Here is a 24144-nt window from a genome sequence, read left to right on the forward strand (position 1 = left end):
ATGTTTATTAATCTATTGCTTGACCTATAGCTATTCCAGCTGCGAATAAGCCTACACAGGCAATACCTAATCCGACTGTTGCTATTATTACTAACTCTCCACCAGAAATCATTTCTAATTGTTCATCGGTCAACTCCATTTCATCTAAATTGGGTTTCCTTGGTATATTTAGAAAAAAGAATGATGCATTAGTTTGGTCTTCTACTATAACTTTTGCATTTTCTGCTAATTTATACCCCATGACTGATTCAATGGTAGATACAGGGTTTTTCACTAGTTCATCTTTGAAAGAAGAACTTTCCCACGCTTTATGTGCCAAAGTTTTAATTAACTCTGCACTTTGTTTTTGCTGTTCTAGTGTTGTCATGATAATTAAATGTTTAGTTTATTTTATGCGAGATTTTTTGGCTGAGCAGGAATGTTAATATAAACAGTAGACTCATCGGTTTGGTCTCTTACAACCAGCGTTTGTCCTTCTGACAAGTTGAGTTTTTCGCCTGTCAATTTCTCAATTGCTTCTACTGGACTTGCCATCAACTCTTGTTTGAATTGGGCATCTTCCCAAGCTTTTTGCACGACTTTAGCGTACACTTTTTGACTTTCTGTAAATTCCATGTGGTTGATTGTTGAATGGTTAAGAACTATTTAAAATTTCATTGAAGTTGAAGAAATACAGGAGTAGTGAATAATACGCCAAGTGAGGCAACTACAGAATTAGCTATATCACTAATATCTCCTAGTGCTTATTTACGTGACGAAACCACCACCTTACGCCATTACTTCCTGCGTTCGGACGTTGCGTACCACTTCGTCGCAGTTGGCGCAGGCATTCGCTCCTTCCTGATGATACCATCGGCAGCGGGCGCGGATGGCGCACGCGATGAGCGTCGCATCGGCTTGGCGGTTCATGGCTTCAACAATTTTACCCACAAGACCGCAACCGGTGTTTTGCGGACTCCAGTGACCACAACCGGTTTTAGCGCAGTTGCTGGCAAACCGAAACCGTTCTTCGGGCTGGCGGACCTGCTGGCGGGCGGTATCAACGAAAGTCTGGTCAACAATGACTGTTTCTTCGAGGTACTGAATATGGCCGGTAGCATCCTGAATACCAAAAAGAGCGGCACCGGGCTTAGCAGTCGAGCTGGGACAGAGTAGAGAAGCCATGACGTACCCGTTTAGAATTCTGGAGGTGCCGCGAAATCCGGTGTAAACATGCCCAGTACGGGGGGGTCGATGAGAGCACCAATTTTAATGGGGTCAGCACCTCCACTGATTTGCTCCAGCACATCATCAGTAAGTTGGCCTTCCTCATCGATCTCAGCGAGTTTTTCCATGAACTCATCCTGATTTCCTGCGTCTTCTTTCAGCGCCTTGATCTTGTTGTTAAGTGAATTTTTCATGCTCTTTTTTGATCAGTGTATATGATTTATTATGCTGTGTTCAATTGTTTTGACCACGAAAAAAGATTACAAGTAATCGACAAAAGGATCAGTGGGGAAATAAGGAGGTGGCATGGATGGATCCAAACCGCCATGCCCCCCAGCCACGGCTTCAAGTTGGTCTTCGTTCAACTCGACATCCTCCGTGTTTGGCATAGCCGGAATATTGATGTACACTGTGGATTCATCAGTCTGATCGCGCACTACCAGGGTCTTGCCTGCGGGCAGGTTGAGTTTGTGGCCTGTGGCTTTCTCAATGGCTTCGGCGGGATTGGCCATCAACTCGCCTTTGAACTGAGGGTCTTCCCAAGCTTTTTGTACGATTTCAGCGTACACACTTTGACTTTGTGTAAATTCCATGTGGTTGATTGTTAAAAATGGTTGATTGTTAAAAGGGTGAATTGAGTGGAGAGTCGTTGTAATTGTTAGGGCGCTGATTATCCAAAATCCGAAAAGCTACTCAGCATTGCATTTCTATAAATTTTATTATCAAACAGTTGAATTAAAATGAGTATTTATTTCTAACATATCATACTGTATTCTCTAACATATCATACTGTATTTTAAGTATTTGAAAACATGTTATTTATATATTAAACATTGTTCTAATGAAGGAAATAAACTACCGACAAAATCAGTCCAGATTTTATGCCCGCCACCCGCTACTGCTTCGAGTTGCTCTTCCGTTAGCTCCAGGTTCTCCACCTCGGGCTCTACCGGTATGTTCACGTATATTTTAGATTGGTCGGTCTGGTCCGTAACTACCAAACTCTTCCCCTCCGGTATTACAACTTTAACTCCGGTCAGCTTCTCTATCGCCTTTATCGGGTCTGCCTGTAACTCTGTTCTAAAGCTGGTATCTTCCCAGGCTTTAGATATGATTGCTTCTATAATATCTTGTTTTCTCTGTTCCATCTTCTAATTATTATGATACAAATTTGACTTATTATTTTCTTATAAATTTGCCAAAAAAACTGTCGAAAATGTCAACTTTTATTTCTTGCTATTTTCTAGCAATAAGAACGAGTTTATTTCTCGTTCTCGATATTAGTAACGTTTGATAATACAAACATACCGAGGGTATTATCTACAAAACTGCCAAGTAAAGCGATAAAAAAGTGAGTTTAACCTAGTTAGGCCACGACCTGAGCTACGCAGCACTTCTCTACGAAGTACATGGCTACCTCACCTTTGCCCTTCGCCTGGACGTAGCCTCTGTATTCAAATGAGAAGCAGTCTTCGTCTTTGATGACCTGGTACAGCGTCTCGCTGATATTTACTTTCCCGACCATGCCGCTGCTCTCCATCCGGCTGGCCGTATTGACCGTGTCCCCCCATACGTCGTACTGGAACTTCCTCACCCCAACGATCCCGGCAACGATCGGCCCAACGTGGATGCCCAGTCTCATTTCAAAGGCTGGGCGATTTGTCCGGTGGCCCTCCATGGCTCTATCCCTGATAAACTCCTGCATCTCAAGTCCGGCCAACACAATGTTTCTGGTTGAGTTCTTGTACGCCTTGGGAATGCCCCCTGCCGCCATATAGGCGTCACCTATGGTTTTTATCTTCTCGATCTGGTATTTCTCTGTAATCAGGTCGAATGCTTTGAAGCATATATTTATTTCCTCGACCAAGCTCTGGGGAGTCATCTTCTCGGCGGTCTGAGTGAATGACTTGAAGTCGGTGAACAGGATCGACACCAGATCATAATCCCGGGCACTCACATTGCCTTTTTCCTTCAGTTCCTCCGCAATTTCTTCCGGAAGGATGTTTAGTAATAAAGTATCTGATCGGTCCTTCTCGGTTTGTAATGCCGACTTTGCCTTTCTGGTATAGGTTAGCCGGTTCCACAAGCCAGCCGCAATCAGGAGCACAAAGCACAGCGAGATGACGATGATGTTTCTGTTCTTCTCTCTGCGCCGTACGTCCTCTTTGTGCTTGAGCTGAACGACGTATTCTTTTTTGACGTAAGCAATGCTATCGACCAACTGCTGCTTCTGGAACTCCATGCCCATTATCTTATTGGACGTTTCCGCTAGGTTCAAGCTGTCCTCGTATGCATTGGCTTGCTCATAATAGCGCAGTGCCTGCTGGTTGTTACCTAATGACTTATGTGTCTGATACAGACAATCACATCCACTCTTCTTTTGGGACATAGATCCCAGTTTTTCGGCCAATCTTAATCCATCTTGGCATTTTACTAATGAACTCCTGTTCTTTCCCAACATATGCATAATGCCGCCAATGGCAATCTGCGATTCACTTTGGTACTGCAATCTGCCTACTTCGTTTGAATAGGTTAAGCAACGAGTGTAGTATGGCAATGCTCGTTTGTAGTCTGACTTACTACAGAACAAATCACCTAAACTAGCGAGTGCTGTGATTTGCAATTGCTTATCCTTCTCCTCATCTGCAATTTGTAATGCTTTGGTAAGATTCTCGAAAGCACTATCGTACTTTCCTTCTTTGGCATACAAATCCCCTATTGATATTAGGGTTTCGCAAATACTTTTCCGGTTGTTCAACTTCCTATGAAGAGCATAAGATTTGCGAAAGTATTCCATCGCATTCTTGTAGTCCTTACCCTGCATGTAGATCAGTCCTATGTTTTGAGTAGCTACAGCCAGATTTTCCTTCTCTCCAACTTCCTCAAACATAACAATAGCTTGCCTGTAGTAATCTAATGCTTTGAGATAGTTTCCAGAGGTATTATACACACTGCCTATATTATTTAGAAGTGATGCCACTCCTTTTTTATATCTAGATTTTTTGTATGACTCAATGCTCTTCTTGAAGAAGAATATTGTTTTGGAATAGTCGCCTTGGAAATAATTTATTACTGCAATGTAGTTGAAGCAATCTCCTATTTTTTTGTAATTATCCGCGAGGGCATACAGTTTGATACTTTTTTGGAAAAGCAACAGCGATTGCTCGTATTTTTGAGAATGTAAACATTTTTCGCCAAGACTAAAAAGACTGTCGACTGATGCTTGGCTATTAAAAGAATTTGCCTTGTTATTGAGCTGTATGGAATCAGATTGCGCATATAGCAATTCTCCTGGTCCTTTTGTAAGAACCAGGAGAAGCACTAACATACATATCTGAAATATTCTCACGGTTTGAGTATCAGAATCCCATTATCTAAACCGCCAGATACAATATCCAACTGTTCTTCACTCAGTTCCACATCTTCTGTGCTTTGTGTAGAAGGATCTGTTTGATCAACAACTACTATTTCTTTTACTTTTTTAGCCAATTTCTGCAGAGAAAATTGATCATTTATCCGTTCCATAAGTTTTGTTGGGTTATGTGATTGATTATTTATTGACAATACATTTATGATTCTCACATCATTTCGTTTCGAGAAATACGTTCTTCTTTTATCACATTCAGGTTTTTCCAATTCAGGAGCACGATGGGGAGTAGCGCAAACGAAACGATGACTAAAGAAGTAAATCCTTACTTATACCACGAGAAAAAGCTTACAATCAGGAGTACAGTCAGTATCTCGGTAAGGAATCCTGTTGCTGCTATTGTCATCTTTTGTTGTTTTAGCGACACTTTGCTGCTCATTTTCTGCATCTTGTTGCCTTTCATCGCGTCAATTGGTTTTAAAAACCTGCACTCTGCAGGCGCATGAGAGTCTAAAAAGGGTACTCAACATGTTGATAGTTGGCAGGTAATGACCGCAGGATTGGCCGTCGTTGGTGCTGTTGCCAAGACCAATAAAACACTCTACAATCGTGCAATTGGCGTCTCATCACTCAACGGCTCTTTCCCATTCACGAAAGCTCGATTGATTGCGGAACAAAATTATTTCTTTTTTTTGCGCTATAACTGACAAATAGACCGATAAAACCCATGCATATGCGGGAATACGTCGGTTTACGGAGCGGATGCCGAAACAAAGTACGTAAACTCATTCATACGAATCGTGAAACAGCGTTATATTCGAAATCGAATCTACCTGACAAGGGAGGAGCAAAACCTGATACAAGCCACACCAATCTTGCTGGGTGGGGCGGGCATTGGGAGTGTGATCGCCGAATGTCTAGTGCGGTTTGGCTTTGAAACCATCACGCTGATTGATGGCGACGTGGTCGAGCTATCTAACCTCAACCGGCAGAACTACATAGAGTCAGACCTAGCAATCCCTAAAGTAGAAGCTCTGAAAAACAGGTTGATTGCTATCAACAGCAACGCCAAAATCACCGCTTATAACTGTTTCATAACACCCGATACCATTCAGGACTTCGTGCCAGGCCACACGATAGCCATAAATGCATTGGACTTCACGTCGGATGTCCCTCTGTTATTCGACAGCGTATGCCAGGAACACGACATCCCCGTCTTGCACCCGTATAATTTGGGATGGAGTGCCCTGGTCATGGTCATTACTGGGGACATTGGTCTGGATTCCTTGCGACTAGCCGATCGGCCGTTCAATGAGCTAAGTGTTGTGCAGCACGTATCAGACTACATGAGACTCAAGAACAGTCCACAGGAATGGCTCGATGAAACGATAAGAAAGTACAAGGCAGAAGAAGAGCAACTTTCTCCCCCCCAGTTGTCAATAGCTTCCTGGTTAGCAGCGGGAGTCTGCACGCAGATAATCTTCGATCTTGTCACGGGAAGATCGGTGAAGAAATTCCCGGAATTCTATCTGACCACAATCTGGGACGCTGGTGCTGTTTAGAATCACGAATGGGACTTCCAAATAATTGTGAAACCCAAGGTGACAACCCTGTTTTATTCTTATGTAGACGGTCCGAAGGTATACGAGCATTTGGGTACGTGGGCTGTGTGTAGCTTTCGGCCATGGCCATTGGCATCCGTCACTACGACGTATACTTTCTCGACCCACCCCACCCGGCCCAAATCGTTGCGGGTTTAGATACCCTGACGGGCCTCTCGATGGAGGTAGCAACACAGCCGGAAGGCTTCTTGGAACTGTTTCATCCTGAAAAGCCCGCTTGGTAAATTGGCGTGGACTGGTCAACGAACCGGCTAGCCAAGCCAAAGCTCCTTTTGGAGGCGGTTCCCGACTTGCCAAGGGCGCCCTTTCTGGATTATCTGCACAGTCTAAACCCACGCCTGGCTCCCTGTAGCTACCAATATTTAGAAACGTCCCTCTTGCTAGTTCTGCAGGGGTTCGGAGGATAACTGGAACACTCACGTCTCCTTCCCAGCTGGGCGGCACGAAGTGGGCCGACATGCCGCCGCTGGGGCTTTGGGAGGCCATTAATGAGCGCTGGAAATAGCTCCAACGGAGTTCAGTTAAACGGTCGTGGCTGTTGCAGAACTCCCCGTCGGGCGCTTTTAGCGGTGGCTTCGCCCTCAACAAGGTGGACAGAAGCGCACGGATACGTCTTTTTGCTCGCGGCTTGGTTCGACTAATAGGTGGAAGAAGCGAATAAGAGAGTTCTGTAACAGCCACGGTCGTCTAGGTTTGCCATCACATCCCATAGAAACTATACTTCCCAACGCAGACCAAGGGCATACATATAAAGAACCTTCATTGCGCAAGGCAATGAGGTTTTCGTGAGGCGTGTTGGACTCGGATTGAGAGTGGGCTTTAAGCTGAACACCTACTCCAGACATTTTAACAGGAAAGCTGGATTTGTCCTATGTACTGTCCTACGAACAAAAAGAAAGGCCGTTTCCTGATTGGAAACGGCCTTTTAGGTAGCGGGGACTGGACTCGAACCAGTGACCTTTGGGTTATGAGCCCAACGAGCTACCAACTGCTCCACCCCGCACTGTTTTGGTGCTGCAAAGGTACGAGAAGTTTTTATTGAAACAAGGCTTGGCATGGCTTTTTTACTTTACCGGGGTGTTTTTTCTGAACCCGGTGGCCGCCGCCGGATTATTGGGGGCCGGTAAGCCAACGGTTGGAAGATTGGCCCTGGCGGCTACCGAGCCAGCCAACGCTACCTTTATGGTTTCTATTTCAGAGCAGTGCGCATGAACCCAGTTCGGGTGGAGGATTTTTTGGACATTAGTTACCGGGCCGATTTGGATGTGCTGGTGGCCCGCTGGCTGCGACCGGTAGAACTAGCCGAGTTGCAGGCCGGCTACGAGCAAATGCTGGCTGCTGCCCAAGTTGGCGCTGGCCGCCGCTGGCTGATTGACGTGCGTCGCCGCTTCAACACCCACCAGGTGGGCGCACAGTGGATGGTGACCAACCTGCTGCCGCGCTTGGAGCCCATGCTGGGTGGCCGCAGCCGGCTGGCCTACCTGCTGGCGCCCGTGTACCTGCGCGATGCCGCCGCCGACTCAGCTTTTCCGCCCGAGTCTTACTTCGAGGGCAAGCCCTTTATCGGGAACCGGTTTGTTGAGGAAAACGCGGCCATTGATTGGTTGCGGGCCGACATAGTGGAGTAGTTCGCTGGGCAGAACCCAGCCAGGGCGGCGCAAGCGGCCGGGCATGCGTATAGGCCGCAGCTCCTGAATAGTCTGCGCCTTACCCCTGATTTGCCCGCTTATGCTGCCGCTCAACTTTACAACCTCCCGCACGGCCCGTTACCTCTGCCTGGGCGAGGCCGGGCCGACCACTTCCCAGGTGTGGGTGTGCCTGCACGGCCACGGCCAGCCGTTGGCTGAACTCGCGGCCCAGTTGCAACACCACGCTATTCCTGACCGACTGCTGTTGCTGCCCGAGGCCCTGAGCCGCTACGAGCAACCCCAGGATGCCAACGCCGATGGTGTTATTGATGCGGCCCCGCGTACCGACGCGGCCTGGTTTGCGGCCGAAACCTTGCTACCCGACCTCACCGACCTGGCCGTTTACCTCGATGCGCTGACAGCGCAGGTGCTGGCCGCCTGCCCACCCGATACGCCCGTAACGGTGCTGGGCTACGGGCACGGCGCCGCGGCAGCCTGCCGCTGGCTGGCCGGCAACGGCCGCGCCTACGAGCGCCTCGTTCTGGTGGCCCCGGTGTTTCCGTCCGAAATCGACCGGCGCGCGACGCTGGTGGCCCTGCCCGAGCACCCCGTACTGGTGATAACCGATGCCTCATTGCCCAAGGCTGCCAGCGAAGGGTTGATGCAGGACTTGCTGGATGTGGGCCTGAGCGCCCAGCAGGTCCAAGTGGATGCAACCGGCCCGCTGCCGCTTGCGGCCCTGGCAGGGGCATAATTGCTGAAGAACGTCATGCTTCGACTGCGTTCCGCATGACGTTCTTTCATACCCCTGGTATCCCGGTACCTTTGTGGTCCGGCTTCCGGCCGTTGGTCTTCCACTTCGCTTATGTCCGAAAAACGCCCGCCCGCGCTCGCTTTCATCTTCGTCACCATCCTCATCGATGTGATTGGGCTGGGTATCATCATTCCGGTGGTGCCCAAGCTCATCGAGCAGCTGACGGGTGAGGGCCTGAGCCGGGCGGCGGTGTATTCGGGCTGGCTCACGTTTGCCTACGCAGCAGCACAGTTCTGCTTCGCCCCCGTGATGGGCGGGCTCAGCGATAAACTGGGCCGCCGGCCGGTGCTGCTGGCCGCGCTGCTGGGACTGGGGCTCGACTATATTTTCCTGAGCTTTGCGCCCACTTTGGCCTGGCTGTTTGTGGGGCGGGTGCTGGCGGGCATCACCGGCGCCAGCTTCACCACGGCCACGGCCTACATTGCCGACATCAGCACACCCGAAAAGCGGGCCCAGAACTTCGGGCTGGTGGGTGCAGCCTTCGGCGTGGGCTTCGTTATCGGACCGGTTATTGGCGGGCTGCTGGCTGGTTTTGGGGCGCGGGTGCCATTTATGGTAGCGGCGGGGCTGAGCCTGTGCAACGTGGCCTACGGCTACTTCGTGTTGCCCGAGTCGCTGCCGGCCAACCTGCGCAGGCCGTTCCAGTGGGCGCGGGCCAACCCGGTGGCTTCGCTGCTGCGGCTGCGCAACTACCCGGCCACGTTGGGCTTGGTAGCGGCGTTGGTCCTTATTTATCTGGCAGGACATGCCACGCAGTCCGTCTGGTCGTTTTACACGATGCTAAAATTTGGCTGGACAGAAGGTTTTGTGGGCATTTCGTTAGGGGTGGTGGGCCTGTTTTCAGGATTGGTACAAGGTGGCTTGGTACGGGTAGCTATTCCGAAGTTAGGTGCGGCACGCGCCATTGTGGTGGGCCTGCTGTGCTATACGGTGGGGTTCGTGCTGTTTGCCTTCGCGCCCAGCGGCTGGCTGATGCTGGCGTTTCTGGCCCCCTACTGCTTGGGCGGCATTGCGGGGCCAGCGCTTCAAAGCACCATCTCGGCTCAGGTACCCGCCAACGCGCAGGGCGAATTGCAGGGCGCGCTCACCAGCCTAGTAAGTGCCACCGGCATGGTAGGCCCGCCGCTGATGACGGGATTATTTCATTACTTCACCAAACCCGCCGCGCCGGTGCAGTTTCCGGGCGCGCCTTATTTGCTGGGCGCGGTACTGGCCTTGGCCAGCGTGGCTCTGGCCTATTATTCTCTAAAAAAACACCCACCTGCCAACCTCAGCCAGCCGCTAGCGGAGCCGACGCCGGCCCACTAGCGGCGGCAACCGTGCCCCACTCTACTTGCGTAGGTGCAACCCGTTCAGCTTACCCTTTCCTTATGTCCGCCGAAGCTTCCCCGCCCCTGCTGCAACTTTCCTACCGCCCCGACCTCAACATTCTGGTGGGCCGCTGGGGCTACCAGCCCGACCCCCACGAACTGCCAGCCGTGTACAAGGAAGTGCAGGAGTTGGCCCTGAAGCATGGCTGCCGCTTCTGGCTTCAGGACATTCGCCGCCGCACCCTCAACGACCCACATACGACGCGCTGGCTGCTGCAGGACTTCTTTCCTGGCATGGCCCGCCACCTGGGCGGCCGCCTCTACGTAGCCTACCTGGTGGGGCCCGTCCTGCACGAGGCTATCGTGAGTCAGCCCGACTTTGTCTCGGCCGAATACTACGACGGCCAGCCCTTTGCCATTTCTTTCTTTGGAGACGAAGGCGCGGCCATGCAGTGGCTGCAGGCGCGGCCGGCCGATGCGCCGGTTGGCTAACACCCTACGGCCGGCCCATCATCAATTCATTTCGAACCAAAACCCCATTTCCAGCTTGGAAATGGGGTTTTGGTTTTATAACTAACCTTTTTATTCCTACTGGATTATTATATCTACGAAACTTTCGTAGATTTACGACATCATCGTATCCGCCAAGCTTAAGTTGTTATGGAACGCCTTACCCAACCCGAAGAAGATGCCCTGCGCGTGCTCTGGCCACTGCCTGCCGGGGGCTTTGTAAAAGACGTGCTCGACGCGCTGCCCGCCCCGCCTCCACCTTACACTACCTTGGCCAGCACCCTGCGCAACCTTGAGCGCAAGGGCTACGTGCGCGCCGAAAAGCTGGGCAACTCCTACCGCTTTGTGCCCGTGGTGACGGCCGACGACTACCAGCGCCGCTCGCTGGGCACGCTGGTGCAGCACCATTTCCAGAACTCCTACAAGGACCTGGTCTCGTTTTTCGCCCAGGAGGAGAAAATCAGCGCGGCTGATTTGCAGGAGATTATCCGGCTCATCGAAAGCAAGAAGGAGCAGTAGTTATGGCCACGTCGACCTCCATTCTCCTGTATTTGCTGAAGGCCAACGGAGTGCTGCTGCTGTTTGTGGCGGCGTATTTCGGCCTGCTGCGCCGGCTCACGTTTTTCACGCTGAACCGGGTGTATCTGGTGCTGGCGCTCCTGTTCGCGGCCCTGTACCCGGCCCTGCCGGTGCCGGCGCTGCTGCCGGCCGAGGCCACTCCCGCCGTCCTTGTTCCTGTGGTGGGAAACGCGGAGGCTTTTTCAGTAGCGGCGGCGGTGCCCAGTGCGCCAGCCGTCGACTGGGCAGCCGTGGGAGTGGCCTTGTATGCAGCAGGCACCGCCGTACTGCTGGCCCGGTTGCTGGTGCAGCTGCTGGCGCTGGCGCAGCTGCGGCGGCGCTCGCGCCCGGCCGTGGTGGGCGGGCTGGCGGTGCGGGTGCTGACGGGCGAAATCAGCCCGTTTTCCTTTGCACACAGCATCTACCTCAACCCCGACCAACACCCCGGGCCCGAACTGGCCGCCGTGCTGCGCCACGAGCAGGTGCACGTGCGCCAGGCCCACACCTTCGATGTGCTGCTGGCCCAACTAGGGCTGGCGGCCGCCTGGTGCAACCCGGCCGCGTGGCTGCTGCGCCGCGCCCTGCTCGACAACCTCGAGTTTCTGGCCGACCAGGCCGTGCTCGCTACCGGGCTCGACCGGCGCGCTTACCAATACAGTTTGCTGCGCCTGAGCCACGCGCCAGCCGGCCCTTCGCTCGTCTCCCATTTCACATTTCCAAGCCTAAAAACCCGCGTTGTTATGATGAATACGCCGCTTTCAACCTCCGGGCAGCTGGCCCGCTATTTTGTGGCCGGGCCATTGGTGCTGGCCGTGGCTCTGGGCATTTCGGGGGCCCGCGCGCAAAGCGGTGCGCCTGTGGGGGTGCCAGCAGCCAAGGCCGTTGCCGTGCCCGCGGATAGCGCCCCAACTCACAAGGCTTCTGCCAAGATAGGTTCGGCGGTAGACCCGGCCTCTCCTCAACTGCCGGATGGCATCAAGGCCTACCTCGCCAAAACCTACCCGGGTAGCACCATCAGGGGCTATTTTGCAGCCGACCGAGCTTCGGAAAAAGCGCTGCACGTTCAGTATTACGCCAGCATCACAACCAGCAACGGCGCGAAACACAAGCTGTATTTCAATAGCAGGCAGGAGCTGGTAACCGGGCCAAACCAGCTGGCCCAAGCCGCATCTAGGGTCATAGCCGGGCCGGCGGCACGTGCGGCCAGCAGTGGCCCCGCCCATACCAAGCCGGCTCCAATAGTGTACCTCGATGGCCAGCGTTACGCGGGCGATATTAACAACATCGGGCCGAAGAACATTGCCAACATCAGCGTATTTAAGGGTGCGGAGGCCCGCCAGCGGTTCGGGGTTGAGGCCGCCGATGGGGTAGTCGTGGTGACGACCATCGCCAAGCAAAACGATGCCGATGTGCGCGGCTTCAACGAGAAAGTGGGCGCGGGCACGGAGAAAGCGTTTGTACCCGCCGCTACTGCTACTCCAATGCCAGCAGCGGCCAGTGTGCCCTACCTGGCGGCCCCGGCGCTGGCCTACATTACCCAGCACTACCCGGCGGCCCGGCTGCTCGGCGTAACGGAAGTGCCCGCCCCGGACGGCGGCGCCACGCGCTACCAGGCCCAGGTGGCGATTGGCCGGCGGCCGGCCTACCTGCTGTTTGATGGGGCCGGGCAGTTTGTTTCGGAATCCTACACCAGCTACCTGAAATAGTTACCCTTCCTTCCGTCGCATGAATTTCTGGATTTCTTTGCTTGGGGCGGCGCTGGCCGTGGCCCCCGGGCCCTTGCGCGCTCAAAAAACCGTCCCCAAAGCTGTACCGGCCACTATTGCGGGCCAGCTCAGCGAGGTACCGGACTCGACTACTATTGCCATTTTTGAGGCAATGCCCGGCGTGCCGATGAACTACTTTTTCACGGATGGGCCCAACGAGTGTGTGGTGCGCGGTGGGCGTTTCAGCTACCGGTTGCGGCACGCGGAAGCGGGCTTTGTGCGCTACGGGGGCAAGGTGGTGCCGCACGGGGTGTCGTTCGTCGAGCCCGGCGCGCACGTCACCTTCACGCTGAAGCCGGGCGTGGGCAATGCACCGCCCACCGTCATCTTCGGTGGCACCAACGCAGCAGCCAACAACCTCATCGAGCAAGGCAAGCTGCTGAACGGCGGCCCGCCCGACGGCGAGCGCATTGCCAACGTGCTGGCTAAAGCCCCTACTGCCAAAACCGCCCTGGCCTCCCTGCAAGCCGAGATGACCGCACCCAAGGCTCTGCTCTTCACCGCGCTGCGCCAGCGCCAAATCAGCCAGCGCTGCTACGACGTGCTCACGGCCGAAGTGGAGCAGCGCCTGCTCTATTGGTCGAGCAACACGCTGGTCGGCTATTTCAAAGCCCCCGACAAAGCCAACCCGGCGCTGCAAATGCCGCTGGCCGAAGCCCGCCAGCTGGCAGTGGCCCTTTGCACGCAGTACGACCCCAGCCTGCCGCGCTACCAGGCCTCGCCCTTAAGCAACCAGGGCATGGTAGCGGCCCTGCGCGAGAAAGGCGGGCTGCCCGGCCCGGCCCCCACGGCCCGCGCCTGGGCCGGCTACGCCGCCCAGTTCGCGCAGGTGAACTCGGCAATGGCCCGCTACGACTACCTGCCCGCCGCGGCCCAGGGCCAGGCAATGGGCAACGTCATCCTCACGGCCCTGTCCTTAAACGCTATGAGCGCAGCCGATTTTGCCCGGGTGTTTGCCGACTATCGCCGAATGTTTCCGGCCAGCCCCTACGTGCCCATCATCGCCAGGGCGCTACCCAGAGCCCCGGCTACCCCAGTCGTGGCTAGCCAGAACCAGACCTTTGGCCAACTTGCCCCGGGCACCCGTGCCCTGGCCTTCGCCCCCGCACCGGGCCTCGATACGGTGCGGACGCTGGCAGCGCTGGTGCGCCAGCAGTTTGCGGGCCGGCCGGTATTCGTCGATTTCTGGGCCTCGTGGTGCGGGCCGTGCATCGCCGAGTTTCGGTATGAGCCCGGCCTGCACGAGTTTGCCAGCAAGAACGGAATTGAGGTGCTGTATATCTCGGTCGACCAGCCCGGCTACCGCGGGAAGTGGGCGGCACTGGCGGCCAAGAATGGCCTGCGCGGCTACCACTACCTGGCCTCGCCGGCCGTGCAGGAGTCCCTTAAGTCGGTCATTCCCTTTATCCCGCGCTACATGCTGTTCGACAAAAGCGGCCAGCTGGTGGAGGCCAGCGCCTACCACCCCAGCGACGGCGAAAAGCTGTACCAGCAGCTACGCGAGCGACTGAAGCGGCTGTAGTTTCCAACTATATAATAGCAAGCCCTGATGCTTATGCATTGGGGCTTTTTTGGCGGTTATCTTCGCCCGGTCCTTCTACTAATGGTGGGCTTTTTCCTGCTTATTATGAAGCACTTTTTCTCAGGAATGCGCGGCGGGCTACTGGCCGGGCTGTTGGCTTTTATGCTGCTAGCGCTGGGGCCGGTGGCGCGGGCACAGGCACCGGCTTGGCAAAGCGCCTTTGCATTTACTCAGCCAGTAGGCAGTACTTCACAAGTAACCGGTACGGCTACCGATGCGAATGGCAGCGTTTATTTAACGGGGTTTTTCGTTGGCACCATCAGCTTCGGCAATACGACCCTAATCAGTGCTGGTGGTTCCGATGTGTTCGTTGCTAAATGGCATCCAGCAACGAGTAGCTTCATTTGGGCGCAGCGCGGTGGTGGCACGAGCGACGAACGAGCTACAGCACTGACAATCAACGGCAACAATTTATATCTAACCGGTTATTTCACTAGTGCAACGGCCAGCTTTGGCAGCACTACACTGTCTAATAATGCCCCCAATAATACTGGTGCCGATTACGACGTGTTTGTGGCCAAGCTCACCGATGCGGGCGGTGCAGGCAGTTTTGCGTGGGCTGCCAAAGCAGGGGGTACAGGAGCCGACCGAGCCTATACTATTGTTGCCGCGGGCAACGCCGTATACATTGGCGGGTCCTTTGAAGGCACGGCCACCTTTGGCAGTATAACCCTCACGAGCAGCAGAGGCTCCGAGTTATTTGTGGCCAAGCTATTGGATACGGGCACAACCAGCGTATTTAGCTGGGTGAAGCAGGCCCGTAGTACAGACAACAGTATTAACGTTAATGCCTTAGCTGTTAGCGGAACATCAATCTATGCGGCAGGGTCATTTTTGGGAGCTACGGCCACGCTGGGCACGGTCACCATTTCCAACAGCAGCAGCAACTTCGATGGATTTGTAGCCAAGCTTACCGATGTGGGCAGCACTGCCGACTTTGTGTGGGCGCATCGCATGGGCGGTGTCGATACTGATAACGTACAAGGTTTAGCCGTACGCAGCAACGCACTTTACGTGAGCGGCAATTTTTTGGGAACTGCTACCTTTGGCAACCTCACACTGAACAGTGTGGGGCTTTACGATTTGTTTGTGGCCAAACTCACCGATGCCGGTAGCTCAGGAAGCTTTATATGGGTTCAACGCGCTGGCGGTCTTGATAATGATTATGCGCCGGCTTTGGTTGTTAATGGCACAAGTTTGTGCGTGGGCGGGGCTTTCAAGGGCACGGCCGACTTTGGCAACACCACCCTTACCGCGGCGGGAGATTTTGACGTATTCGCCGCCAAAATCATTGATGCGGGCAGTACTGGCAGCTTTACGTGGGCTCAACGCGCCGGGGGCACTGGCATTGATGCCGCCGCAACGGTGGTTCTGGACCGGAATACCATTTATATAGCCGGCGGCCTCACCCCTCCGGCCAGTTTTGGCAATTTTGCAGTTGCCGGCCAGCCTGGTACCCGAACTGGTTTCCTGGCCTCCCTCACCGATGCCACCCTTACGTCCACCACTCCGGCCCTGAGCGGCGCGGCTTTCACCCTCTCTCCCAACCCGGCCCGCACCAGTACCACCGTGCAACTACCGGCACTGCCCAGCGCAACCACAGTCACTCTCACGGTGCTCGATGTCCTAGGCCGGGCCGTGCGCTCCGCCACCGTGGCTCTGCCGCCCGCCGGCCTGCGCCACGAATTGAGTTTGACGGGCCTTGCCCCCAGCCTTTACGTCATAAAGGTGCAAGCCGGCGCGGCCACAGCTGCCCGCCGCCTAGTAGTGGAATAGCCACGGCCGTAGCATAAAAAATGCCCACGGCTTAACGCAGTGGGCATTTTTTATATACCACAAGTACAAAACCCGCACAAAAGCTATTTGCGTGAGTCTAGCCTACCCCTCCATCACCTTGTTCTGGCGGTTGATGGATTCCAAATGTACCGCCGCCAGGTACTGCTCCACAAATTCCTGCGTGAGGCCGACGGATGAGCCCTGGCGCTGGGCCCGCTCCAGCACCTCGTTCCAGCGGTTGGTTTGCAGGATGGTGATGTCGTTTTCGCGCTTGTACTGGCCGATTTTCTCGGCCACGGCCATGCGGCGGCCCAGCAGCTGCATCACCTCGGCATCGAGTTGGTTGATTTGCTCGCGCAGGCCGGTCAAGGCCGAGAGGAACTCCTGCGCGTTGGTGGTTTCGTGGCGCCACACCAGGTTCTCGATGAGGTCGCGCAACACTTCGGGCGTGATTTGCTGCTTGGCGTCGCTCCAAGCGTTGTCGGGGTCGATGTGGCTTTCAATCATGTTGCCTTCGAAGCCCAGGTTGAGGGCCTGCTGGGCCACGGCCGCCAGCGTATCGCGTCGCCCGCAGATGTGGCTGGGGTCGCAGAGCAGCGGCAGCTCGGGCATCCGGCGCTTCATCTCGATGGGCAGGTGCCACATCGGCGCGTTGCGGAAATCGGTGTTGCCGTAGCTCGAAAAGCCCCGATGGATAAGGCCCACTTGCTTCAGGCCAGCCTTTTGCAGGCGCTCCACGGCGCCTACCCACAGCTCCAGCTCGGGGTGAATGGGGTTTTTCACCAGCACTGGCACGTCCACGCCACGCAGCACATTGGCAATTTCCTGCACCGAGAACGGGTTGCCGGTGGTGCGCGCGCCCACCCACAGAATGTCTACGCCGAAGGCCAGGCAGTCCTCTACGTGCTTGGCGGTGGCTACTTCCACGGCCACGGGCAGGCCGGTGAGCTCGCTGGCTTTCTTGAGCCAGGGCAGGCCCTTGGTGCCGATGCCTTCGAAGCCACCGGGCTTGGTGCGGGGTTTCCAGATGCCGGCGCGCAGGGCCTGCACCTTGCCGGTGGCGGCCAGGCGCTGGCAGGTTTCGAGCACCTGCTCTTCGGTTTCGGCCGAGCAAGGGCCGGAAATGAGGTAGGGCTTGTCGTCGGGCTGGCGGTTAAACAGGGCGGATTTCATGGGTATTGGTTAAAGTTGTTCGTTGATTTGATTGTTGATTTTTTCTGTCATTCTGAGCTTACGCAGGACCTTGTTACGTTCGCAATTACCAGGATTACTGCAAACTGTTCTTCGGTGATAAGGTCCTGCGCAAGCTCAGGATGACAGATGACCACACGATGACAGTTGGCGCGTGTTGTCAGGGCAGAATTTTGCGAATGTGGTTGGCTTGCCGAATCTGCTCGGTCAGCCCATCGTAGTCTTCACTGGCCAGCAGTTCGCGCAGCACTTGCAGCTGATGGAGGTGTTCGTCGAGCACATCAAGCACATTCAGCCGGTTTTGGCGGAAAATGGGCACCCAGGTGGCCGGTGCGCTCTTGGCCAGCCGCACCGTCGACTCGAAGCCGCCGCTGGCCAGGTCGAAAATGCGCTGCTCCTCCTTCTCCTTTTCGAGCACCGTGAGGGCCAGCGCAAACGAGGTGATGTGCGAAATGTGCGACACGTAGGCCGTGTGCACGTCGTGCTCGGCCCCGTTGAGGTAGAGCAGCCGCATGGGCAGCGCCTGGAACAGCTTTTCTACCGTTTGCACGGCGTCGGCATCGCTGTGCTCAACATCGCAGAGCACCACCGTTTTTCCCTCAAATAAGCCCGAAACGGCTGCTTCCGGGCCGGAGTGCTCGGTGCCGGCCATGGGGTGCACCGCTACGAAGCGGCCCCGGCACGGGTGCCCGGCCACAGCGGCCAGCAGCGCCTGCTTGGTCGAGCCCACGTCGATGACTACCTGTTTTGTGGTGATGAGGTCAAGCACCGGCGGCAGCACGGCAACCATGGCATCTACGGGCACGGCCACAACCACCAGGTCGGCCCGGCGCACCGCAGCCGCAAGGTCGGTTTCGATTTCATCGACCAACCCTAACTCCAGCGCCCGGCGGGCGTGGGCAGTGCTGTTTTCGACGCCAATGAGGTGCTGCGCCAAGCCGTGCTGCCGCAAGCTGAGCGCCAGCGAGCCGCCGATAAGTCCCAGGCCGATGATGGTGACGGTCATGGTGGAGGTTTGAGTTGGTGAGTTAGTGAATTGACTGGTCATCCTGAGCAGAGCGAAGGACCTTATCAGGTTTGAACGACCGACAGTACTTTATACTTCAGTAGGCGCGGACGTGACAAGGTCCTTCGCTCTGCTCAGGATGACAGCCATATCCTACACCCGCACCAATGCCTCTCGCAGCAGCGCCACGGGCTGGCACAGGCTGGCCCGGATGTAGCCGTTACCATTGCTGCCGAAAATGCCGCCTGGGGTGAGGAACACCCGCGCTTCGGCCAGCACGGCATCGCTCAGCGCGTAGCCATCGGCAAAGCGGGCAGGCACTGCTGCCCAGATGAACAGGCCAACCTGACCCGGCGCCGGCTCGCAGCCCAAGGCGCGCAGCAGCTCCACGACCAATTCGCGGCGGGCACGGTAAGTAGCGTTCAGTTCCTGGAACCAGTCGTCGCCCAGCGCCAGGGCCGCCGCAGCGGCCTGTTGCACCGGCAGGAACATGCCCGAATCCATGTTGCTCTTGAAGCGCAGGACGTTGGCGATGATGTCGGCGCGGCCAGCTAGTAGGCCCACGCGCCAGCCCGCCAGGTTGTGCGACTTGCTCAGGGAGTTTAGCTCGACGGCGACTTCGCGGGCCCCGGGCACGGCCAACAGGCTTACCGGGGGCGTTTCGTTTAAAATGAAGCCGTAGGGATTGTCGTGCACCAGCAGGATGTTGTGGGCCGTGGCGAACTCCACGAGGCGCGTGAGAAAGGGTAGGTCGGCGGCGGTGCCGGTGGGCATGTGCGGGTAGTTCACCAGCATCAGCTTCACCCGCGAGAGGTCGGTGTGGGCCAGCGCGTTGAGGTCGGGCAGCCAGCCGTTGGCCTCGGTCAGGTCATACTCCCGCACCTCCGCGCCGCAGATTTCGGCCACGGCCCGGTAGGTTGGGTAGCCGGGGTTGGGAATAAGCACAGCGTCGCCCGCCTCCAGAAACGTCATTCCAATGTGCATCAGGCCTTCTTTCGAGCCCAGCAGCGGCAGGATTTCGGTAGCCGGGTCGAGCGCTACGCCGTAGTGGCGCTGGTAGAACTCGGCCATGGCGCCGCGCAACGCCGGCGTGCCCTGGTAGCTCTGGTAGCCGTGGGCATGGGGCTGCGCCGCCGTCTGGGCCAGCGCCGCAGTCACGCTCGGGTGCGGCGGCAAATCGGGGCTGCCAATGCCCAGGCTGATGATGTTGGCCCCAGCTGCGTTGAGGGCGGCCAGTTCACGCAGCTTGCGCGAGAAGTAGTATTCGCCGGTGTGGGCTAAGCGGCTGGCAATTGAGATGTTCATGGGGCTATTTGTCATTGCGAGTGGAGCGCAGCGGAACGCGGCAATCCTTCCTGTAAATGCGACTAATTTTCTATGGGGATAAGCTCTCTTGTCGAGCCGAGCAATTGGTTAGATAAAGCGTGACGTACCAAAAAGACTGTGTCACTTCTTAAAGGTTGGTCACATTTAGAGGAAGGCTTGCCGCATTTCGCTGCGCTCCACTCGCAATGACAGACGCCGTGAAATGCTCGGCTTGCAACGACAAGTCCTCTCCCATCGCCTCGGCCATGCTGCCGCGGCGGTAGGCACCCAGCACTCGCAGCTCCTCCGTTACGGGCTCCAAATCGGCCAGCAGCGCTTCCAACTGCTCCAACGCTGCAAATTCTACGTCGGCGTGAAAGCCGTAGTGCCAGGGTTGGCCCGGCCGGGGGCACGATTGCAGCTTGCTCAGGTTCAGGCCATGAGCGGCTACGCGGGTGAGTACGGCGGCCAAGCTACCGGGCGCGTGCGGCGCACAGAAATAGAGCGAGGCTTTGTCGGCCAGCGGGTCGGGCTGCGCCTCGGCAGTGCGCTCCAGCACCAGGAAACGGGTGTAGTTGTGCGGGTCGTCGTGAATGGCCGGGGCCAGGATTTGCAGGCCGAACTGCTCGGCAGCTTGGGCACCGGCTACTACCGCCACGCCCGGGGTGCGCTGCTCGGCCAGCAGCTGGGCGCTGTGGCCGGTATCGTCGGTTTCGACCAGCTTCCAGTGCGGGTGGCGGTCGAGGAACTCGCCGCACTGGCGCAGGGCCATGGGGTGCGAGTGTACGGCCTGCACCTCGGCCAGCGTGGTACCGGGCAGCGCCAGCAGGTGCTGGTGAATGGGCAGGTACACCTCGCCGGTTACGCGCACGGCGTGGCGCTCCAGCAGCAGGTAGTTGGGCAGAATGCTGCCGGCCAACGAGTTTTCCATAGCCATCAGGCCGGCATCGGCGGTGCCCTGCACCACGTGCGCTACCACCGCACTAAAGGTGGCACAGGGCAGCAGCGCTGGCTGCGCGCCAAAGAAGCGGCGGGCCGCTACTTCGTGGAAACTTCCCTGGAAACCCTGAATGGAAACGTGCTGGGGCATGATGTTAGGTGTTAGTTGTTGGTTGTCAGTTGTTAGTTGGCAGCTGTCGAATTACTAACAACCAGCAACCGACAACTAACAACCAGGGTACAGGCAATAAAAAAGGGCCTCCGTTGTTGCGGGGCCCTGGGTTGTGGAGGAACGTGTGGTGGTTAACACGGGCAACACAGGGCCGGCTTCTTCAGATAGAAGAAGTAATAGCAATAGGTAAAAAAGACGTGGTGCAGCGTGGGCATCTGAAATGAAACGGGCATTAAAAAAGCGCCTCTCGAAGAACGAGCGGCGCTGGAGAAGTTTGCGGGTTAGCTACAAACGGCGGCTCGTTCTACGCGGTGGCGTAGAAGGTATAATAGCCAAAAAAGTAGCGCGTCTGGAACATGGTGCTTGGTGTTTGCGGCTGCAAGGTAAGGGAGGATTTCAAAAAACCAAGTTTTTCAACCCGGTGCTCCAACGGTGCCGGCGTATTCCTTGCTGCCGGGCTCTCGCTGCCTCGCCGTTTGCCGGGCCGGCAGGGGCTGGCTGCTTATATACTCATCGCGAAGCAGGGTGCGGGGCGCACCCTACTTCGTTGTCTCCACGACTAGCCCGCGACCCATTTGCGCAGCTCGGGCGTGCGGTGCGTGCTGCTGGTGAGGGTAACGGCCAGCCCACGCAGGTGCACCACCAGCGTGTCGTTGAAATAAGGTTCGAGGCGCTCGATTGCTCCCAGGCGCACCAGCTCGGCGCGGTTGAGGCGGAAGAAGGCCGCGGGGTCGAGCTGGGCTTCGAGTTGGCTCAGGCTTTCGTTGAGCGGGAAGGCCCGGCCCTGGCCATCGACGGCGTGGGCGATGCCGTTGCGCAACTGAATGTACGCCACGTCGGCCACGTCGAGCAGGGAGAGACCAGTGCGCCCCTTGCTCAGCAGCCGCTGCTTGTAGCGCGGCGCGGGTGCGGCGTAGGCAGCCGTGAGTGCGGCCAACGCTGGCCCCTGAAACGACTGCCGCAGCCGTTCGAACTTTTGCAGCGCCGCCGCAAACTCGGCGTATTGCACCGGCTTCAGCACGTAGCCAATGCCGTTCTGGGCAAAAGCTTCCACCAAGAAGGAGTCGTAGGCGGTGATGAATACCACCGGGCTGCTCACGGCCACCTGGCCAAACAGGCCGAACACATTGCCATCGAGTAGTTCAATGTCGGACAGGATGAGGTCGGGCGCGGGGTGGGTACGCAGAAAGTCCACCGCTTCGCTTACCTGCTGGCACTCGCCCACCACCTGCGCGGCGGGGTTGTACTGCAGCACAAAACGGCGCAGCTGGGCGAGGGCCGGCTCCTCGTCTTCAATAAGCAAAACGGTCATGGGCGAGTAGCGGGCGAAGGCAGCAAGTGGATAAGCGGCAGCGAAACGGCAAAGGTCTCGGCAGTATCGGTCACGCGCAGGGGCTCGTCGGTGAGCAGGGCGAAGCGGGCGCGCAGGCTGGCCAGGCCGCTGCCCTCGCCAGCGGCCGGCGCCGGCCGGGGCTGGCGGGCGTTGCTGAGCGTGAGGGCCGTGGACGTGAGCAGCAGGTGCACGCGCAGGGGCCGGGCGCGGCTGGCAAGGTTGTGCTTCACGGCGTTGGCTAGCAGCTCCTGCAGCACACCCGGGGGCAGCAGGCAGTCGTGCAGGTTGGCAGGCTCGGCAGCCAGCTCCTCGGCAAACTCGTAGGCCGCCCCGAAGCGCTGGCGCAGCAGAAACTGGTAGTCGCGGGCAAAGGCCAGCTCTTCGGCCACGGGCACCAACTCCTGCTCGCGGGTGCGCACCAGGTAGCGGTAGAGGCGAGCCAGGTGCTCAACGTAGGCCAGCGCGGCCGTGTTGCCGGGCTCGATGAGCGCGCTGAGAATGTTGAGGTTGTTGAACAGGAAGTGCGGGTCGACGTGCTGATGCAGCGCCAGCAAGCGGTGGCGGGTAGCCTCGCGGGCCAGCTGCTCTACCTGCAGCTGCCCGGCCGCCGCGTGCTGCTGAAACAGAAACGGCAGGTAAATACTGCCCACCATCAGGTACACAAACACATCGAACGAGAACCCGCGCAGCATCTCGTACCCGCTGGCATAGTTTCCGTGGCCCAGGTAGCTGACTTCGAGGAAGAGCACCAGCAGCTGCTTAAGGCCCCAGTACAGCAGGGCTCCGCGCCAGAGCAACCCGAAAAAGTAGGCGGCCTGCCCGCTGGCTTGCCCCCGCCGCCCGGCCCGGGCATGCAGGCGGTCGAGCAGGTAAATAATCAGCAGTGCCTCCAGAAACGTCCAGACCGGAGCATCCGGAAACAGATGAAACTCAGCGGCCGTGGTGGCCATGGTCAGGCGGGTGTATAGTGCCAGCAGCAGCGACAGCCCAAACACGAACAAATAAAACCAGGGCTTTTTACGCATCGAGGGCCGAAAATACGAGGCTGGAAGATTGCGAGACGCGGCCGAACGAGCAGGCTCTTTGCCGAGCCCCTCGCCGACAACGTAACGTGGCTGAGTACCGGGCTACTGCGCGCTCACCGTCTTCACTTCCTTGCCCGCTTCATCCAGGAAGCGCAGCACGGGCTGGTTGTTCTTGTCGACGCCGAGGCTGAGGCGGGTACGGCCTTGGCTGTCCTTGAAATCAAGCGTCGACTGCTCATTATTGGCCAGCAGCATCACGCGGTTTTCGCCGTGCTGGTCGGCCATTATCATCGCCGACGACCGGCCCAGGGTGGTGCCCAGGTACATGCGCGGCAATAAGCCAATTTTGCCCGCGCGGCGGGCCTGCTGCCGTTCATCGGGCGTGGCATTTTTATACTGCTCGTCCACGGCGGTCATCGAGGCGTCGGGGGCGTCGTTGAAGGTGAGGCCGGCGCGGTAGTTGCCGCCGTGCTCCTGGTAGTTGAGGGCAATTACCTGGTCCTGCCCGAAGCGGTCGAGCGAAAAGTGGCCGCCGGCCGACACCTGGCCGTTTTTATCTTTCTGGCCGCCAAAGATGAGCCCGCCGCACTCCTCCCCTTTGTCGTTGTAGAAGAGCATGCCCGGGTTGGTGCGCGGGTAGTCGGTGTGCTTGCCGTCGATAGTCACGCCCTGCGGAAACCGGTCTTTGTTGCTCATCACCATTTTCACGCTGCCGTCGCGCTCCACCAGGTTCAGGCGCTCCACCGATACTTCGCCGAAGTGCACCGGCTTATCGGGTTTGCCAAAGGCAAAAAGCACACCCAGTACGGGCAGCACGGTAAGGCCCACGGCGTAGGCTTTGAGAATTTTCACGTCGCGGATAAGCTGGTCGGTATTCATGGCGAAATGCGGGGGGTTGAAGTGAGAAGATGCCCAAAACAACGGCCGGCCGGCCCCGGCTGCCCGGCAATTCGCGCCAATGCCGGAAAAATCGTGCGAGCGGCGGAAAACCGCCCGCGAACGCCAGCCAAGGCCCGGATGCTGCGCTGCCGGCC

26 protein-coding genes and 1 tRNA gene are annotated in these 24144 nt (G+C 57.0%); 11 read left to right on the forward strand and 16 right to left on the reverse strand.

The window, feature by feature from the left end:
• Positions 1 to 7: 7 nt before the first annotated feature.
• The 8 genes from ABD837_RS16055 to ABD837_RS16090 all read right to left on the reverse strand — a co-directional run bounded on the left by ABD837_RS16055 (position 8) and on the right by ABD837_RS16090 (position 4842).
• On the reverse strand, positions 8 to 367 hold the full coding sequence (locus ABD837_RS16055; protein WP_345056490.1) for a class IIb bacteriocin, lactobin A/cerein 7B family: 360 nt from the start codon (positions 365 to 367) through the stop codon (positions 8 to 10).
• A 23-nt stretch (positions 368 to 390) separates the two neighbouring features.
• Positions 391 to 615, reverse strand: a complete 225-nt coding sequence (locus ABD837_RS16060; RefSeq protein WP_345056492.1) for a nitrile hydratase subunit alpha — start codon at positions 613 to 615, stop codon at positions 391 to 393.
• A 153-nt stretch (positions 616 to 768) separates the two neighbouring features.
• Positions 769 to 1164 (reverse strand): hypothetical protein, encoded by a 396-nt coding sequence (locus tag ABD837_RS16065; RefSeq protein WP_345056494.1) that lies wholly within the window; start codon positions 1162 to 1164, stop codon positions 769 to 771.
• A gap of 11 nt (positions 1165 to 1175) precedes the next feature.
• Entirely contained in the window at positions 1176 to 1400 is a 225-nt protein-coding gene (locus tag ABD837_RS16070; protein ID WP_345056496.1) for a hypothetical protein, read from the reverse strand.
• Positions 1401 to 1466: 66 nt separating this feature from the next.
• On the reverse strand, positions 1467 to 1799 hold the full coding sequence (locus ABD837_RS16075) for an NHLP leader peptide family RiPP precursor (RefSeq protein WP_345056498.1): 333 nt from the start codon (positions 1797 to 1799) through the stop codon (positions 1467 to 1469).
• 222 nt (positions 1800 to 2021) lie between these two features.
• Positions 2022 to 2354 (reverse strand): NHLP leader peptide family RiPP precursor, encoded by a 333-nt coding sequence (locus ABD837_RS16080; RefSeq protein WP_345056500.1) that lies wholly within the window; start codon positions 2352 to 2354, stop codon positions 2022 to 2024.
• A gap of 218 nt (positions 2355 to 2572) precedes the next feature.
• Positions 2573 to 4534: an adenylate/guanylate cyclase domain-containing protein gene (locus ABD837_RS16085; RefSeq protein ID WP_345056502.1), complete on the reverse strand. Its 1962-nt coding sequence runs from the start codon at positions 4532 to 4534 to the stop codon at positions 2573 to 2575.
• Positions 4535 to 4551: 17 nt separating this feature from the next.
• Complete coding sequence (locus tag ABD837_RS16090; protein ID WP_345056504.1) at positions 4552 to 4842, reverse strand: hypothetical protein; 291 nt, start codon at positions 4840 to 4842, stop codon at positions 4552 to 4554.
• Positions 4843 to 5373: 531 nt separating this feature from the next.
• On the opposite strand from ABD837_RS16090, the gene ABD837_RS16095 reads away from it, so the two are divergent.
• Both ABD837_RS16095 and ABD837_RS16100 read left to right on the forward strand, forming a co-directional pair.
• Entirely contained in the window at positions 5374 to 6135 is a 762-nt protein-coding gene (locus ABD837_RS16095) for a HesA/MoeB/ThiF family protein (RefSeq protein ID WP_345056506.1), read from the forward strand.
• Positions 6136 to 6257: 122 nt separating this feature from the next.
• A complete protein-coding gene (locus ABD837_RS16100; protein ID WP_345056508.1) occupies positions 6258 to 6419 on the forward strand; it encodes a hypothetical protein in 162 nt (53 codons plus the stop codon).
• Between the two features lie 706 nt (positions 6420 to 7125).
• Here the strand turns inward: ABD837_RS16100 and ABD837_RS16105 are convergent.
• Positions 7126 to 7198 (reverse strand) — tRNA-Met (locus tag ABD837_RS16105).
• Between the two features lie 5 nt (positions 7199 to 7203).
• On the opposite strand from ABD837_RS16105, the gene ABD837_RS16110 reads away from it, so the two are divergent.
• The 9 genes from ABD837_RS16110 to ABD837_RS16150 all read left to right on the forward strand — a co-directional run bounded on the left by ABD837_RS16110 (position 7204) and on the right by ABD837_RS16150 (position 16139).
• The gene (locus tag ABD837_RS16110; protein WP_345056509.1) at positions 7204 to 7407 is read left to right on the forward strand and encodes a hypothetical protein; all 204 of its coding nucleotides are present in this window, start codon (positions 7204 to 7206) and stop codon (positions 7405 to 7407) included.
• Complete coding sequence (locus ABD837_RS16115) at positions 7404 to 7823, forward strand: hypothetical protein (protein WP_345056511.1); 420 nt, start codon at positions 7404 to 7406, stop codon at positions 7821 to 7823. Before ABD837_RS16110 ends, ABD837_RS16115 begins: the two co-directional genes overlap by 4 nt.
• 100 nt (positions 7824 to 7923) lie before the next feature.
• Positions 7924 to 8577, forward strand: coding sequence for an alpha/beta hydrolase (locus ABD837_RS16120; RefSeq protein WP_345056513.1), 654 nt, complete (start codon positions 7924 to 7926; stop codon positions 8575 to 8577).
• A gap of 111 nt (positions 8578 to 8688) precedes the next feature.
• The gene (locus ABD837_RS16125; protein ID WP_345056515.1) at positions 8689 to 9945 is read left to right on the forward strand and encodes a TCR/Tet family MFS transporter; all 1257 of its coding nucleotides are present in this window, start codon (positions 8689 to 8691) and stop codon (positions 9943 to 9945) included.
• Positions 9946 to 10007: 62 nt separating this feature from the next.
• A complete protein-coding gene (locus ABD837_RS16130; RefSeq protein WP_345056517.1) occupies positions 10008 to 10439 on the forward strand; it encodes a hypothetical protein in 432 nt (143 codons plus the stop codon).
• A 168-nt stretch (positions 10440 to 10607) separates the two neighbouring features.
• Positions 10608 to 10976 carry a BlaI/MecI/CopY family transcriptional regulator gene (locus tag ABD837_RS16135; RefSeq protein WP_345056519.1) on the forward strand — a complete coding sequence of 123 codons (369 nt, stop codon included), beginning with the start codon at positions 10608 to 10610 and terminating at the stop codon, positions 10974 to 10976.
• Between the two features lie 2 nt (positions 10977 to 10978).
• Complete coding sequence (locus ABD837_RS16140) at positions 10979 to 12721, forward strand: M56 family metallopeptidase (protein WP_345056521.1); 1743 nt, start codon at positions 10979 to 10981, stop codon at positions 12719 to 12721.
• A 19-nt stretch (positions 12722 to 12740) separates the two neighbouring features.
• Positions 12741 to 14303: a TlpA family protein disulfide reductase gene (locus ABD837_RS16145; protein WP_345056522.1), complete on the forward strand. Its 1563-nt coding sequence runs from the start codon at positions 12741 to 12743 to the stop codon at positions 14301 to 14303.
• Positions 14304 to 14408: 105 nt separating this feature from the next.
• On the forward strand, positions 14409 to 16139 hold the full coding sequence (locus ABD837_RS16150) for a T9SS type A sorting domain-containing protein (protein ID WP_345056524.1): 1731 nt from the start codon (positions 14409 to 14411) through the stop codon (positions 16137 to 16139).
• A gap of 102 nt (positions 16140 to 16241) precedes the next feature.
• On the opposite strand, the gene ABD837_RS16155 is transcribed toward ABD837_RS16150, so the two are convergent.
• From ABD837_RS16155 to ABD837_RS16185, 7 genes are all read right to left on the reverse strand, one after another.
• On the reverse strand, positions 16242 to 17312 hold the full coding sequence (locus ABD837_RS16155) for a chorismate mutase (RefSeq protein ID WP_345056526.1): 1071 nt from the start codon (positions 17310 to 17312) through the stop codon (positions 16242 to 16244).
• A gap of 178 nt (positions 17313 to 17490) precedes the next feature.
• Entirely contained in the window at positions 17491 to 18336 is an 846-nt protein-coding gene (locus tag ABD837_RS16160; RefSeq protein ID WP_345056528.1) for a prephenate dehydrogenase, read from the reverse strand.
• A 153-nt stretch (positions 18337 to 18489) separates the two neighbouring features.
• Positions 18490 to 19641, reverse strand: a complete 1152-nt coding sequence (locus ABD837_RS16165; RefSeq protein ID WP_345056529.1) for a pyridoxal phosphate-dependent aminotransferase — start codon at positions 19639 to 19641, stop codon at positions 18490 to 18492.
• Between the two features lie 148 nt (positions 19642 to 19789).
• The gene (locus tag ABD837_RS16170; RefSeq protein ID WP_345056530.1) at positions 19790 to 20731 is read right to left on the reverse strand and encodes a prephenate dehydratase; all 942 of its coding nucleotides are present in this window, start codon (positions 20729 to 20731) and stop codon (positions 19790 to 19792) included.
• A 580-nt stretch (positions 20732 to 21311) separates the two neighbouring features.
• Complete coding sequence (locus ABD837_RS16175) at positions 21312 to 22064, reverse strand: LytR/AlgR family response regulator transcription factor (protein ID WP_345056531.1); 753 nt, start codon at positions 22062 to 22064, stop codon at positions 21312 to 21314.
• The gene (locus ABD837_RS16180; RefSeq protein WP_345056533.1) at positions 22061 to 23110 is read right to left on the reverse strand and encodes a sensor histidine kinase; all 1050 of its coding nucleotides are present in this window, start codon (positions 23108 to 23110) and stop codon (positions 22061 to 22063) included. Before ABD837_RS16180 ends, ABD837_RS16175 begins: the two co-directional genes overlap by 4 nt.
• Positions 23111 to 23212: 102 nt before the next feature.
• On the reverse strand, positions 23213 to 23989 hold the full coding sequence (locus ABD837_RS16185; RefSeq protein ID WP_345056535.1) for a hypothetical protein: 777 nt from the start codon (positions 23987 to 23989) through the stop codon (positions 23213 to 23215).
• Between the last annotated feature and the right edge of the window lie 155 nt (positions 23990 to 24144).

This window comes from Hymenobacter glaciei, assembly GCF_039539585.1.
In the GTDB taxonomy this organism is placed as follows: Bacteria; Bacteroidota; Bacteroidia; order Cytophagales; family Hymenobacteraceae; genus Hymenobacter; species Hymenobacter glaciei.